At 62.9% G+C, this 13,660-nt stretch carries 13 protein-coding genes; 6 read left to right on the forward strand and 7 right to left on the reverse strand.

Going from position 1 to position 13,660, the window contains the following annotated elements:
- The first annotated feature begins 149 nt into the window (after positions 1–149).
- Positions 150–563 (forward strand): large-conductance mechanosensitive channel protein MscL, encoded by a 414-nt coding sequence (gene mscL / locus KI243_RS28350; protein WP_017123422.1) that lies wholly within the window; start codon positions 150–152, stop codon positions 561–563.
- A 146-nt stretch (positions 564–709) separates the two neighbouring features.
- On the opposite strand, the gene KI243_RS28355 is transcribed toward mscL, so the two are convergent.
- Complete coding sequence (locus tag KI243_RS28355) at positions 710–1,486, reverse strand: ferredoxin--NADP reductase (RefSeq protein ID WP_212810148.1); 777 nt, start codon at positions 1,484–1,486, stop codon at positions 710–712.
- Positions 1,487–1,879: 393 nt separating this feature from the next.
- Between KI243_RS28355 and KI243_RS28360 the strand changes: the two genes are divergently transcribed.
- Both KI243_RS28360 and KI243_RS28365 read left to right on the forward strand, forming a co-directional pair.
- On the forward strand, positions 1,880–2,593 hold the full coding sequence (locus KI243_RS28360; RefSeq protein ID WP_146049171.1) for an autoinducer binding domain-containing protein: 714 nt from the start codon (positions 1,880–1,882) through the stop codon (positions 2,591–2,593).
- Positions 2,594–2,760: 167 nt separating this feature from the next.
- Entirely contained in the window at positions 2,761–3,885 is a 1,125-nt protein-coding gene (locus tag KI243_RS28365) for a methyltransferase (RefSeq protein WP_212810149.1), read from the forward strand.
- A gap of 25 nt (positions 3,886–3,910) precedes the next feature.
- Here the strand turns inward: KI243_RS28365 and KI243_RS28370 are convergent, their stop codons facing one another.
- From KI243_RS28370 to KI243_RS28380, 3 genes are all read right to left on the reverse strand, one after another.
- Positions 3,911–4,078, reverse strand: coding sequence for a DUF2474 domain-containing protein (locus KI243_RS28370; RefSeq protein ID WP_017123418.1), 168 nt, complete (start codon positions 4,076–4,078; stop codon positions 3,911–3,913).
- Between the two features lie 66 nt (positions 4,079–4,144).
- Entirely contained in the window at positions 4,145–5,152 is a 1,008-nt protein-coding gene (gene cydB, locus KI243_RS28375) for a cytochrome d ubiquinol oxidase subunit II (protein WP_017123417.1), read from the reverse strand.
- Between the two features lie 3 nt (positions 5,153–5,155).
- Positions 5,156–6,595 carry a cytochrome ubiquinol oxidase subunit I gene (locus KI243_RS28380; RefSeq protein ID WP_017123416.1) on the reverse strand — a complete coding sequence of 480 codons (1,440 nt, stop codon included), beginning with the start codon at positions 6,593–6,595 and terminating at the stop codon, positions 5,156–5,158.
- A gap of 352 nt (positions 6,596–6,947) precedes the next feature.
- On the opposite strand from KI243_RS28380, the gene KI243_RS28385 reads away from it, so the two are divergent.
- The gene (locus KI243_RS28385) at positions 6,948–8,195 is read left to right on the forward strand and encodes an MFS transporter (protein WP_017123415.1); all 1,248 of its coding nucleotides are present in this window, start codon (positions 6,948–6,950) and stop codon (positions 8,193–8,195) included.
- A gap of 7 nt (positions 8,196–8,202) precedes the next feature.
- Here the strand turns inward: KI243_RS28385 and KI243_RS28390 are convergent, their stop codons facing one another.
- A complete protein-coding gene (locus KI243_RS28390) occupies positions 8,203–8,658 on the reverse strand; it encodes a DUF4879 domain-containing protein (RefSeq protein WP_244861785.1) in 456 nt (151 codons plus the stop codon).
- 227 nt (positions 8,659–8,885) lie between these two features.
- Here KI243_RS28390 and KI243_RS28395 point away from each other — a divergent pair, with 227 nt between their 5' ends.
- On the forward strand, positions 8,886–10,181 hold the full coding sequence (locus KI243_RS28395) for an NCS2 family permease (RefSeq protein WP_017123413.1): 1,296 nt from the start codon (positions 8,886–8,888) through the stop codon (positions 10,179–10,181).
- Positions 10,178–11,257 carry a tRNA (uridine(54)-C5)-methyltransferase TrmA gene (trmA, locus tag KI243_RS28400; RefSeq protein WP_017123412.1) on the forward strand — a complete coding sequence of 360 codons (1,080 nt, stop codon included), beginning with the start codon at positions 10,178–10,180 and terminating at the stop codon, positions 11,255–11,257. Before KI243_RS28395 ends, trmA begins: the two co-directional genes overlap by 4 nt.
- A gap of 107 nt (positions 11,258–11,364) precedes the next feature.
- Here the strand turns inward: trmA and KI243_RS28405 are convergent, their stop codons facing one another.
- Both KI243_RS28405 and KI243_RS28410 read right to left on the reverse strand, forming a co-directional pair.
- Entirely contained in the window at positions 11,365–12,204 is an 840-nt protein-coding gene (locus KI243_RS28405; RefSeq protein WP_017123411.1) for an amidohydrolase family protein, read from the reverse strand.
- 146 nt (positions 12,205–12,350) lie between these two features.
- A complete protein-coding gene (locus KI243_RS28410; RefSeq protein WP_017123410.1) occupies positions 12,351–13,634 on the reverse strand; it encodes an MFS transporter in 1,284 nt (427 codons plus the stop codon).
- Between the last annotated feature and the right edge of the window lie 26 nt (positions 13,635–13,660).

Genomic DNA, 13,660 nt, shown 5'->3' on the forward strand with positions numbered 1-13,660 from the left:
AGTATTTCGCGCGATTGGTGGCACTTTGCAAACTTATCGCCGGACAATAGGTCGATTAAGGCGGGCGCAGGCAACCCGGGCATCGAGCAAGATGCCCACGGCTGAATTACACTGCGCTCACTCAACTCATCTGTAACAAGGAATAACCTATGGGCGTGCTAAGTGAGTTCAAGGCCTTCGCGGTCAAAGGCAATGTGGTCGACATGGCCGTCGGTATCATTATCGGCGCGGCCTTCGGCAAGATCGTGTCGTCGTTCGTCGGCGACGTGGTGATGCCACCGATCGGCTTGCTTATTGGTGGGGTGGATTTCAGTGCCCTGGCGGTCACCTTGAAGGCCGCTGACGGCAATGTGCCTGCGGTGGTCCTGGCCTATGGCAAGTTCATCCAGACCTGCATCGACTTCCTTATCGTGGCCTTCGCCATCTTCATGGGCGTCAAGGCGATCAACCGCCTGAAGCGCGAAGAGGCCGTGGCCCCGAGCCTGCCACCGGTGCCGACCAAGGAAGAAGAATTGCTGGGAGAGATCCGCGACCTGCTCAAGGCCCAGAACAACCGGCCCTGACAGCCACGACACAACCCCTTGCAGGAGCCCGGCCTGCCGGTGATAGCGATCTAACGCACGCCATCACCGGCAAGCCGGGCTCCTACAGGTTTGCGCTATCCAGAAACGGCATTTCAAACGTCCCGACCGTTTGCGCACGCCCGCCCCTACCAGTAGTTTTCCACCGCGACCTGACCGGGGCGACGACTCAGGCTCAGTTGCATATCACGCTGCTTCAGCACCTGGCGGGTATCGTCGATCATCTGCGGGTTGCCGCAGATCATCACTCGCGAGTGCTCGGCGCTCAGGGCCACACCGGCCGCGCGCTCCAGCTCGCCACTGACGATCAGTTGGGGAATCCGTCCCTGCAATACCCCCGGCACCGCCTCGCGGGTGATGGTGGGAACGAAGCGCAGCTTGTGGGCATACTCGGCCAGGTAGTCGCGTTCGCCCAGGCCGGCGATCAGTTCCCGGTACGCCAGCTCGCGCTCATGGCGGGCACTGTAGACCAGCAGAATCCGCTCGAATCGCTCCCACACCTCGAAGTCCTGCAGGATCGACAGGAACGGCGCCACCCCGGTACCCGTGGCCAGCAGCCAGAGATCGCGCCCGTCGACGAAGCGGTCGAGGGTCAGGTAGCCCACGGCCTGGCGTTCGATCAATAGCGAATCGCCCACTTCCAGGCGACTCAACTCACTGGTGAACTCGCCACCCGGCACGACGATGGAAAAGAACTCGAGAAACTCGTCATAGGGCGACGAAACCATCGAGTAGGCCCGCCACACCACGCTGCCATCCGCCTTGGTCACGCCCAGGCGGGCAAATTGCCCGGCACGAAAACGAAACCCGACATCCCGCGTGGTACGCAGGGTAAACAGACTGGAGGTCTGGGGACGGACATCGAGCAGGGTCTGCCGGGTAAATTTTTCTGCGCTGGCGGTCATGGTGCGCTCCATCGGGACTGGAGGGTCAGTGTCGCGCAAAGCCGACCCGAGAAACACCGGTGGTTTGTAGTGGTATAAGTTTCACCCCGAAACATGTACAAATATATAGATAAAGTACAGCACCATGAAAAAACAAAAGCTTATAAATGAAATTCCGCATTTCACATTTTTTTCACAAAAAAATTACACCCCCGAAAAAGCAAAACATATCAAAATGACATCTATCATTTACCCCCCCGGACAATACTTGACGCGATAACACCCTTCCTTTAAAGACAATAAAAATATCATCAGCATATAAAAAAACCCCACCGAAACCAGGAATTTTCCTACACTACTTCAGGCACATTCGGTCCAAAAGAACCGCACCAAGCTTCAAGGAAGGGAACCTCAATGGAGAACTGGCAGGATACTCAACTGCACCAGCTCATGAGTGAAAAAGAAGAACAGGCAGTCTTCAACGCAGTTTTCAATCTGGCAGGGCAAATACGCTTTACCTATGTATCGTTCAGAGTCAGCACCTTGTTAGGAGGCGTCCAACCAAACAGTACATCTTTCAACAACTATCCATCCGAATGGAACTCGTGTTACCAGCGCAACAATTACATCACGATTGATCCGCTGATCGCTCACTGTCACAGTTCAGTGTTTCCCATACTCTGGGTACCGGAAACCTTCAGAGCGACACCGACACTCTGGCGCGACATGCAGACCCATGGCCTCAACCACGGGTGGTCGCAGTCGGTGCACGACATTCGCGGTATCGTCAGCACCCTGAGCCTGGCCAGGACCTACGAGCCCATCACGTCCAGCGAGTTCTACTCGAAGACGGGCCATATCCTGTGGCTATGCAATTGGCTGCATTCGTACATGGCGGAAAAGCTGGTCAACTCCTGTCAGCCGCAAAACTACCATCCGCTCTCGCCTCGGGAAACCGAGATCCTGAAGTGGACGGCTGAAGGCAAGACCGCTGCGGAAATCGCCAACATCCTCAACCTGACGGCACGCACCGTAGGCTTTCACATGAGCACGATCATGAGAAAACTGGGGGTCAGCAACAAGGCCTCGGCAGTACTGCGCGCCGCCAAGTCCGGATTGCTGTACTGACCCGGCATCCCCATCTACCCGGCAGAAGGACCTGCCATCCACACGTGCCACAGGCAATATCTTCGAAACCCACGTAAAATCCCCGCTCTTGCCTACCGTTGCAGACCACGCTTGCTCCAAGCGCCGACTCAAGACAGCCGCAAACCGTCCTCCAGAGCCTGTACCCCATGCCCCTGCTAGAAAGCCCGTTCGCCCAACTCGATCTGATCCGCCAGCCTGAACAGCAGAACGAACCGCTGCAGGCGTTCGACGCGGCCGATCAATACCTGCTCGACCACCTGGCCGCGCAGGCGGTCCCGCGCGACACCCGGGTACTGGTGCTCAACGACAGTTTCGGCGCACTGGCCGCCAGCCTGGAAGGCCATGTGCAGCTCACCAGCAGCGGCGACTCGTTCCTGGCGGCCCTGGCGTTGGAAAAAAACCTGGTGCGCAATGGCAAGGCCTTCGATGCCGTGCGTCATGTACCGGCCAGCGAGGCCCTGAGCGGCCCGTTCGACCGGGTCCTGATCCGCGTGCCCAAGACCCTGGCGCTGCTGGAAGAACAACTGATCCGCCTGCAGGGTCAACTGGCGCCGGGCGCGCAGGTGGTCGCCGCGGCCATGGTCAAGCATTTGCCCAGGGCCGCGGGAGACCTGCTGGAGCGTTACGTCGGCCCGGTACAGGCCTCATTGGCGGTGAAGAAAGCCCGCCTGCTGATCGCGACACCCGAAGCCAGAGCCGCTATCGGCTCACCCTACCCGACGCGCTACACCCTCGATCAACCGGCGATCGAGCTGCTCAACCATGCCAACGTCTTCTGTCGCGAAGGCCTGGATATCGGTACCCGGGCCTTCCTTCCCCACCTGCCCGACAACCTGGGCAATGCCCGGGTCGCCGACCTCGGCTGCGGCAACGGCGTGCTGGCCATCGCCAGCGCGCTGCAAAACCCGCAGGCCCACTACACGCTGGTGGACGAGTCGTTCATGGCCGTGCAATCGGCTCGGGAAAACTGGCAGGCGATACTCGGTGACCGGGAAGTGACCGTGCGCGCCGATGACGGCCTCGCCGGCCAGGCGGCGCAATCACTGGATGTGGTGCTGTGCAACCCGCCCTTCCACCAGCAGCAGGTCGTCGGCGACTTCCTCGCCTGGCGGATGTTCCAGCAGGCCCGGGAAGCACTGGTGGTCGGTGGCGCGCTGTACATCGTCGGCAACCGCCACCTGGGCTATCACAGCAAGCTGGCCCGCCTGTTCCGGGGCGTCGAGCAAGTGGCGGCGACACCCAAGTTCGTCATTCTCAAGGCCCGCAAGTAGGCGCGATGAGGTGCCTGCCGGGTGATCAGTGAGTCGTCAGCCCCGCGGCGTTCATGAACAGGCGCATCAGGCTGGCGACCACAAACAACGCCAGCACACTGCCTGTCCAGATCATCGCCAGCCAGCCCAGGCGCTGCCAGAGCGGTTTCTTCTCGGCCTGTTCGATCTCGTGCAACGAATGTTTACCTGTCATCTCGGGGTCCTCGTCGTCATAAGGACGGCGCCCTGAAGGACGCCATCGCGAGCCATCGGCCATCACCTAGTGATAGCCATCCTCGTGGGTCACCTTGCCGCGGAACACGTAGTAACTCCAGAAGGTGTAGCCGAGGATGAACGGGATGATGAACAGCGTGCCCACCAACATGAAGCCCTGGCTCTGCGGCGGTGCGGCGGCATCCCAGATCGAGATCGACGGCGGCACGATATTCGGCCACAGGCTGATACCGAGGCCGCTGTAGCCGAGGAAGATCAACACCAGGGTCAGCAGGAACGGCGTGTAGTGGGCGTTGCGCGCCACCGCGCGGATCAGGCCGTACAAGGTCACGAGCACCAGGATCGGCACCGGCAGGAACCAGAACAGGTTCGGCAGGGTGAACCAGCGTGCGGCGATCTCGGCATGGGCCAGGGGCGTCCAGATGCTGACGATGCCGATCACCGCCAGCAGGACAAACGCCAGCGGCCGCGCCAGGTCATGCATCTGCTCCTGCAACTTGCCTTCGGTCTTCATGATCAGCCAGGTGCAGCCGAGCAAGGCATAGGCCACCACCAGGGCCACGCCGCAGAACAGCGTGAACGGCGTCAACCAGTCCAGCGAACCGCCGGCGAACTGCCGGTTGACCACCGGGATCCCGTCGATGAAGGCGCCCAGGGCCACGCCCTGGAAAAAGGTCGCCGCCAGTGAACCGCCAATGAAGGCCTTGTCCCAGATATGCCGCTTGTCGTCCTTGGCCTTGAAACGGAACTCGAAGGCCACGCCGCGGAAGATCAGGCCGACAAGCATGAAAATCAGCGGCAGGTACAACGCCGACAGCACCACCGAATACGCCAGCGGGAAGGCGCCGAACAGCGCCGCGCCGCCGAGTACCAGCCAGGTCTCGTTGCCGTCCCAGACCGGTGCCACGGTGTTCATCATCACGTCGCGGTCACGATCGCCCTTGATAAAGGGAAAGAGAATGCCGATCCCCAGGTCGAAACCATCCATGACCACGTACATCATGATGCCGAAGATGATGATCACGGCCCAGATCAGCGGAAGATCAATACCCATGATTCAGTTCCCCTTGTTCAGGCTGTCGCCATGGCCGTTTTCACTGCCTTCATCGGCGGCGGAAAGCGGACGGGCCGGTGTGCGTTGCTGACCGGGCCCACCGTGGCTCGGTTCGGCACCTTCGTTGATCTTCGGCCCTTTGCGGACCAGGCGCATCATGTAGCCCAGGCCCACGCCGAACAGCGAGAAATAGACCACGACAAACAGGGCGAGCGTGATGCTCATCTGCACCAGGCTATGCCCGGAGGACGCATCCGCCGTGCGCATCAGCCCGTAGACCACCCAGGGTTGGCGGCCGATTTCCGTGGTGAACCAGCCCGCCAGGATCGCGATCAGGCCGGACGGGCCCATCCACAAGGCCAGGTGCAGGAACAGGCGGTTCTCGTAGAGACGGTCGCGCTTGCGCAGCCACAGGCTCCACAGGCCGGTGAAGATCATCAGGAAGCCGAGGCCGACCATGACCCGGAACGACCAGAACACAATGGTCGAATTCGGCCGGTCCTCCGGCGGGAATTCCTTGAGCGCCGGCACCTGCTTGTCCAGCGAGTGGGTCAGGATCAGGCTGCCCAGGTAGGGAATTTCCACCGCGAACCGGGTTTTCTCGGCCTTCATGTCCGGCCAGCCGAACAGAATCAACGGGGTCGGTTCGTTGCCGACGTTTTCCCAGTGACCTTCGATGGCGGCGATTTTCGCCGGCTGGTGCTTGAGGGTGTTGAGGCCGTGGAAGTCACCGATCACCGCCTGGATCGGCGCCACGATCAGCGCCATCCACATGGCCATCGACAGCATGGTGCGGATCGCCGGGTTGTCCCGGCCGCGCAGCAGGTGCCAGGCCGCCGAGGAACCGACGAAGAACGCCGTCGCGACAAACGCGGCGGTGGCCATGTGCATCAGGCGGTAGGGGAAGGACGGGTTGAACACCACCGCCAGCCAATCCACCGGGATCACCCGGCCATCGATGATTTCATAGCCCTGGGGCGTCTGCATCCAGCTGTTGGACGACAGGATCCAGAAAGTCGAGATCAGGGTGCCGATCGCCACCATCACCGTGGAGAAGAAGTGCAGCCCGCGGCCGACCTTGTTCCAGCCAAACAGCATGACGCCAAGGAAACCGGCCTCGAGGAAGAATGCCGTCAGCACCTCGTAGGTCAGCAGCGGTCCGGTGACCGCACCGGCGAAGTCCGAGAAACGACTCCAGTTGGTGCCGAACTGGTACGCCATCACCAGGCCGGAAACCACCCCCATGCCGAAGTTGACGGCAAAGATCTTCGACCAGAAATGATACAGATCGCGGTACGTATCGTTGCGCGTCTTCAGCCACAACCCTTCGAGCACCGCCAGGTAGCTCGCCAGGCCAATGGTGATGGCCGGGAACAGGATATGGAATGAAATGGTGAACGCGAACTGGATTCGGGCGAGATCAAGTGCCTCCAAACCGAACATAAGTCTTCCTCTGTCAGGTAATACCGGCTGCCGACCTGGAGGCCTGCACCCACTGCCCCCACGGATATGGAGTGTGGCGAATTCGAATTCGTTCTTTTAAACCATCGCGACGCAGGGAGTCGGATCCAGATCGGCGCCGCAAAGGGAAGTGACCTGGATCAATCAACGATAAAAGAGTAGTCCCATTCCGACGACCGGGTTATGTGGTCTTTTGCCGCGTGACAGGTTGCCTCAGGTGCAGATTTCATCTGATCCGCAAAAAACGGGCGAAGGGAAAAACACCGACAGCTCAGCAACTTTTTGTTACATGGGGATGATAATCTGCCCTACCCCCTGCCCAGGCGAGTCCCCGATGCCCACCGAGACGCCGTTGTTGCTGCGCCATCACCGCCCTTTCCTCGCTTTCTGGCTGGCCCGGATCTTTACCGCCAGCAGCTTCCAGATGCTCACCGTGGCCATTGGCTGGAACCTCTATCAATTGACCGGCAACGTGCTCGACCTGGGCCTGGTAGGGCTGGTGGAGTTCGCCCCACGCGTACTGTTCATGCTGCACACCGGGCATGTCGCGGATCGTTATGACCGGCGCAAGGTCGCGGCGCTGTGCCAGACCCTGCAGGCCCTGATCGCCCTGAGCCTGGCCATCGGCGGCGCGACGAACCAGGTGACCCGGGAGATGATCTTTATCCTGGCGTTCCTGCTCGGCGCCGCGCGCTCTTTCGAGATGCCCACCACCCAGGCGCTGTTGCCGTCCATCGTGCCGGCGGCGCTGTTCCCCCGTGCGGTGGCGGCGGCACAGTCGGCGCAGCAACTGGCGACCATCGTCGCCCCGGCCCTCGGTGGCCTGCTGTACGCCTTTGGCAGTGTCTGGGTCTACGGTCCGACCGTCGCCCTGTATGTCATCGCCTGCCTGCTGATGCTCAACCTGCCGGCACGCCAGACACCCCTGAACAAGGGCAAGGCGACCCTCGACTCGCTATTGGCAGGGATCCGTTTCATTCGCAGCCGCCCGGACATTCTCGGGGCCATCTCCCTGGACCTGTTCGCGGTGCTGCTGGGTGGCGCGACCGCCCTGCTGCCGGTGTTCGCCAAGGACATCCTGCTGACCGGCGCCTGGGGCCTGGGCCTGCTGCGTTCGGCACCGGCGGTCGGGGCGCTGCTGATGTCACTGTGGCTGGCGCGCTTTCCGATGGAACGCAGGGTCGGCCGGGTCATGTTCACCGCCGTCGGGGTATTCGGCGTGGCGACCATCGCCTTCGGCCTGTCGACCTCGTTCTGGTTTTCCCTGGCTGTGCTGGTGGTACTCGGCGCGGCGGACATGATCAGCATGGTGATCCGCTCATCGTTCGTGCAACTGGAAACCCCGGATGAGATGCGCGGCCGCGTCAGCGCGGTGAACGGCCTGTTCATCGGCGCTTCCAACCAGTTGGGCGAGTTCGAATCCGGGCTGACCGCCCACTGGTTCGGCACCGTGCCGGCCGTGGTCCTCGGCGGGGTCGGCACCCTGGTGATCACCGGGACCTGGATGAAGCTGTTCCCGACCCTGGCCAACCGCGACCGCATGCACGCCGAAAAGCGCGAGACCGCACCGGCGGCCGGTTGATGCCGACCTAGTTGATATCTATGGTCGCCGTCATCGTCTGTACCGGCATCGTCAGCGAGCGGTTACTGAAGCTGAAGGTGCCCTGCTGCTGGTCCTGCAGGTCGTAGATATAGCTGTAGCCGACCACCGCGCCGCCGTTGCAGGGCACGAACGGCTTGCTGAACTCGCACAGGGAATTGCGCTGGCTGTAGTTGATCGGAGTACCGTTGAACGTCGCACCCGGTGCGCGCCCATAGCCCAGTTCGACCACCGTTACCGTGATGTTCGGCCCGCGATGGGCGATTTGCGTGCGCCGGCGGCCGTCGGAAACGTCCTCGACCACCCCCGCCGACGCCACCGTATAGATTGCCACGCCCTTCAGCGGTGCCGCCGGTGCCGCTGAAGCCTGGCCGCCGGCCAACAACAGCAGTGCGCCGGCGCACAGCGCCAGGCGATTGCTCACGTGTTTCATCACTGGTTTCATAAAGCCGCCCCCTCGTCTGCCGCAGAGTATGCCTCAGGCACGGATTTCGCAGTAGTTCGGGCAAGGCGGTCGCGCGATGGAGTCACCACCCCGCCCCCATTCCCGCCATCGGCTGGTATGATGCGCGGCTTTTTCCCGCAGACGAATTTCATCAGGCCACCAGAGTCTGTGCTTTGCTGTTGGGACCGATTCATTCAGGGCGCCGAACGCGCCATTGGGGAGCAGAGATGCTGGAAAGGCTGTTTCAACTCAAGGCACACAATACCAACGTGCGCACCGAGATTCTCGCGGGCGTCACGACCTTCCTGGCCATGGCCTACATCCTGTTCGTCAACCCGAGCATCCTCGGCGAAACCGGCATGGACAAGGGCGCGGTCTTCGTCGCGACCTGCCTGGCCGCCGCTATCGGCTCGACCGTGATGGGCCTGATCGCCAACTACCCGATCGCCCTCGCCCCGGGCATGGGCCTGAACGCCTTCTTCACCTACACCGTGGTCCTGCACATGGGCCACACCTGGCAAGTGGCGCTGGGGGCGGTGTTCATCTCGGCGGTGTGCTTCTTCCTGCTGTCGATCTTCCGTATCCGCGAATGGATCATCAACAGCATCCCGCTGCCGCTGCGCTCGGCGATTGCCGCCGGTATCGGCCTGTTCCTGGCGCTGATCGCCCTGCACAACGCCGGTATCGTGGTCAGCAACCCGGCGACCATGGTCGGCCTCGGCGACCTCAAGCAGCCGGCGCCGATCCTCGCCACCCTGGGCTTTGCCGTCATCGTCGCCCTGGACGCCCTGAAAGTCCGTGGCGCGGTGCTGATCGGCATCCTTGGCGTGACCATCGTCTCGATCCTGATGGGGTTCAGCCCGTTCGGCGGCATCATCTCGGCACCGCCGTCGCTGGCGCCGACCTTCATGCAACTGGACATCAGGGGCGCACTGGATATCGGCCTGGTCAGCGTGATCTTCGCCTTCCTGTTCGTCGACCTGTTCGATAACTCCGGCACCCTGATCGGCGTCGCCAAGCGCGCCGGGCTGATGGGCAAGGACGGCCACATGCCGAAAATGGGCCGCGCCCTGATCGCCGACAGCACCGCCGCCATGGCCGGTTCGCTGCTGGGGACCTCGACCACCACCAGCTACATCGAGTCGGCGGCGGGCGTCAGCGCCGGCGGCCGCACCGGCCTGACCGCCGTGGTGGTTGCCGTGCTGTTCCTCCTGGCGCTGTTCTTCGCCCCGCTGGCCGGCAGTGTCCCGGCCTTCGCCACCGCACCGGCGCTGCTGTTCGTGGCCGTGCTGATGGCTTCGGGCCTGGCGGAAATCAACTGGGATGACGTCACCGAGGCGGCACCGGTGGTGATCACCGCCCTGGCCATGCCGTTCACCTATTCCATCGCCAACGGCATCGCGTTCGGCTTCATTGCCTGGACCGCGATCAAGCTGCTGTCCGGCCGCGCACGCGAGCTGAACCCGGCGCTGGTGATTCTGTCGATTCTGTTTGTGATCAAGTTGGGTTGGTTCAACGCATGACTTTTGATTCCTCGACCTACGCCGTCCAGCTCAACGACAAGGTCGCGCGCCTGCGCGACCTGCTGGCGCCGTTCGCTGCACCCGAGCCGCAAGTGTTCGACTCGCCGCTGCAGCACTTCCGCCTGCGGGCCGAGTTCCGCCTGTGGCGCGAAGCGGGCGAGCGCCACTACGCGATGTTTTCCCAGGATGACAAGCGCACACCGATCCTGATCGAAGACTTCCCCATCGCCAGCTTGCGCATCAATGAACTGATGCCCCGGCTCAAGGCCGCCTGGCAAGCCAGCGCGCCGCTGAGCCACAAGCTGTTCCAGGTGGAGTTCCTGACCACCCTGGCCGGCGACGCGATGATCACCCTGTGCTATCACCGTCCGCTGGACGCGCACTGGCAGACCGCCGCCGAGCAGCTGGCCGCCGATCTGGGCGTGAGCATCATCGGGCGCTCCAAGGGCAAGCGCGTGGTGATCGGTCATGACTACGTGGTGGAGAAATTCGAGATTGCCGGTCGCACCTTCAGCTACCGGCAACCGGAAGGTGCCTTTACCCAGCCCAACGGCACGGTGAACCAGAAAATGCTCAACTGGGCCTATGAGGCCCTGGGCGAGCGCACCGACGACCTGCTGGAGCTGTACTGCGGCAACGGCAACTTCACCCTGCCGCTGGCGACACGGGTACGCAAGGTGCTGGCGACCGAGATCAGCAAGACCTCGGTCAATGCCGCCCTGAGCAACCTCGACGAGAACGCCGTGGACACCGTCACCCTGGTGCGCCTGTCCGCCGAGGAACTGACCGAGGCCTTGAATGAAGTGCGGCCATTCCGCCGCTTGCATGGTATCGACCTGAAGAGCTACGAGTTCGGCAGCGTGTTCGTCGACCCGCCGCGCGCCGGCATGGACCCGGACACCTGCGAACTGACCCGGCGCTTCGACAATATCCTGTACATCTCCTGCAACCCCGAGACCCTGGCGGCGAATATCGCGCAACTGCACGACACCCACCGCATCGAACGCTGTGCGCTGTTCGATCAGTTCCCCTGGACCCACCATATGGAATCCGGGGTCCTGCTGACCCGCCGCTGAAACCGCGCAACAGACAAGCCTGTGTGGGAGCGGGCTTGCCCGCGAAGAACGCCGGCGCGCAAGACCTGATACACCGCGTGGCGTCCTTCGCGGGCGCCAACCGCCACTCAGTCCGTCACAAACCCGAACAGCTGCGCCGCCGTGTCGCACAGCAGATGCTGGCGCAGCGGCGCGGCGCAGGCCAGGCGGCGCAGGCGGTCGAATTCGGAGGCGAAATTCACGTCCTGCTCATGCTGGGTATGGGGCCAGTCGCTGCCCCACAGCAACCGGTCCGGCCCTACGCTCTGCAACATCTGCGACAAGGCCTTCTCGGCGAAATGCAGGTTTTCCATCGGTGTGCCACCCAGCCGATAGATCGCCGAGACCTTGATCCACAACCGCCCGCTTTCCCCCAGCGCCAGCAGGCGGGCAAAGGCCGGCTGCTCGACCCCGAGCCGCGAATCGGGACGGCCGAAATGATCGACCACCACCCGGCAACCGTGCGCCAGCAACGGCTGGATCAACGCCGGCAGGTCTTCCAGTTGACGATGCACTTCGACATGCCAGTCCAGGCGGCGCAAGTGCTGAAAAAACACCTGCCACGACGCCTCGGCAAAGTCCGGCAGCGGCTGCCCCATCAGGTTCAGGCGCACGCCCGCAACACCGAGTCCGGCCATGCGCCGCAGTTCCTCGAAGGCAATGTCGCGCTCGACCACCACTACCCCCCGCAACCGCTCGGGCGCCTGCTGCAGCGCCGCCAGCAGATAGCGGTTGTCGGTCCCGAGGAAACTCGGCTGCACCAGCACGCCGTGGCTCAGGCCGTTTTCCTGCAAGCGCGCCAGGTAGTCGGCCAGGGTGGCGTCGTAGTCCGGCGCATAACGGCGCGCGGCCGCCAACCCCAGGCCGCGCTCGAAAACATGGGCATGGGCATCGATGCCGCTAATCGGCAATGGGCAAATCTCGGACATGGAACTCATCTATGGAAAGGTGAATACAGGCCCTGTGGGAGCCGGCTTGCCGTCGGTGGTGGCCGATCAGGCGATGCAAGGCTCACGGCCCTCATCGCAGGCAATCGAGCGTCGACCGGCCGCTCCCACAAGGTTTCGTGACGCTCTCAGGATAACTGGCGGGCATCAGCGCGCCTGATCGGTGGCGCATCCGGCGCGGCCCCCTGCAAGTTGCGGCCTTTGGTTTCCGGCAAGGCCAGCGCCGCGAGCACCGCGACGCCATAGGCGATCCCGGCGTCGATGCCGATGGCCGAACCCAGGGACATCGACTCGCTCATATGCCCGACCATGAACGGGAACACCGCCGACAGCACCCGGCCGAAGTTGTAGCAGAAGCCCACGCCCGCGCCGCGCACATCGGCCGGGTACAGCTCATTGAAGAAGGAGCCGAGGCTGGCCGGAATCCCGGCGGCGAAGAAGCCCAGGGGGAAGCCGAGGAACAGCATCTGGGTATTGCTCAGCGGCAGGAACAGGTAGCACTGCACCGTGACCACGCAACAGAAGGCAAAGAGGATGATGTTCTTGCGCCGGCCGATACGATCCAGCAACAGGCCACTGACGATACAGCCGAACCAGAACGCGACGATGATCACCGCCAGGTAGCCGCCGGAGCTGAGTACCGAGAGGTTGCGTTCGGTCTTGAGAAAGGTCGGCAACCAGGTCATCACCGCGTGGTAACCGCCGTGGGCGCCCAGGCCGAGGATGCCGCCCAGCAGCGTGACCCGCAGCAGCTCGGGACGGAAGATCCCCGCCATCGACGCCAGCAGGCCGCGCCCTTCGGCCTTGGCCTGGCGTTGCGTGCCGTCCGGCTCGACCACGCTGCGGCGCACATAGATCACCAGCAGCGCCGGCAGCAGTCCCACCAGGAACATCACGCGCCAGGCCATGGCCTCGGGTACGAAGGTGTAGATCAGGGTGAAGACCCCGACCGCCGCGCCCCAGCCGATCGCCCAGGCACTCTGCACCGCGCCCATGACCTTGCCGCGATAGCGGGCCTGGATGGTTTCCGCCATCAGCACCGCGCCCGCCGCCCACTCGCCACCGATACCGAAGCCCTGCAATGCCTTGACCACCAGCAACTGGTTGAACCCGGTGACAAAGGCCGAGAGAAAGGTGAACAGCGAGAACCAGAGGATCATCCATTGCAGGGTGCGTACCCGGCCGTAGCGGTCGGACAGCGTGCCGCCGAGCCAGCCGCCGATGGCCGAGGTGATCAGGGTCACGCCGCTGACCAGCCCGGCGTCGCCCTTGCTCAGGGCGAAGGCGGCGATCAGCGCCGGGATTGCCAGGCCGAACATCTGCACTTCCAGGGCATCCAGGGACCAGCCGCCAAAGCAGGCCCAGAACGTCTTGCGCTCCCGCGAAGTGATGTCGCGATACCAACTGAACATGATTTCTTATCCTTATAGGTGAACAG

The organism is Pseudomonas sp. Ost2, from assembly GCF_018326065.1.
GTDB classification, from domain to species: Bacteria; Pseudomonadota; Gammaproteobacteria; order Pseudomonadales; family Pseudomonadaceae; genus Aquipseudomonas; species Aquipseudomonas gingeri.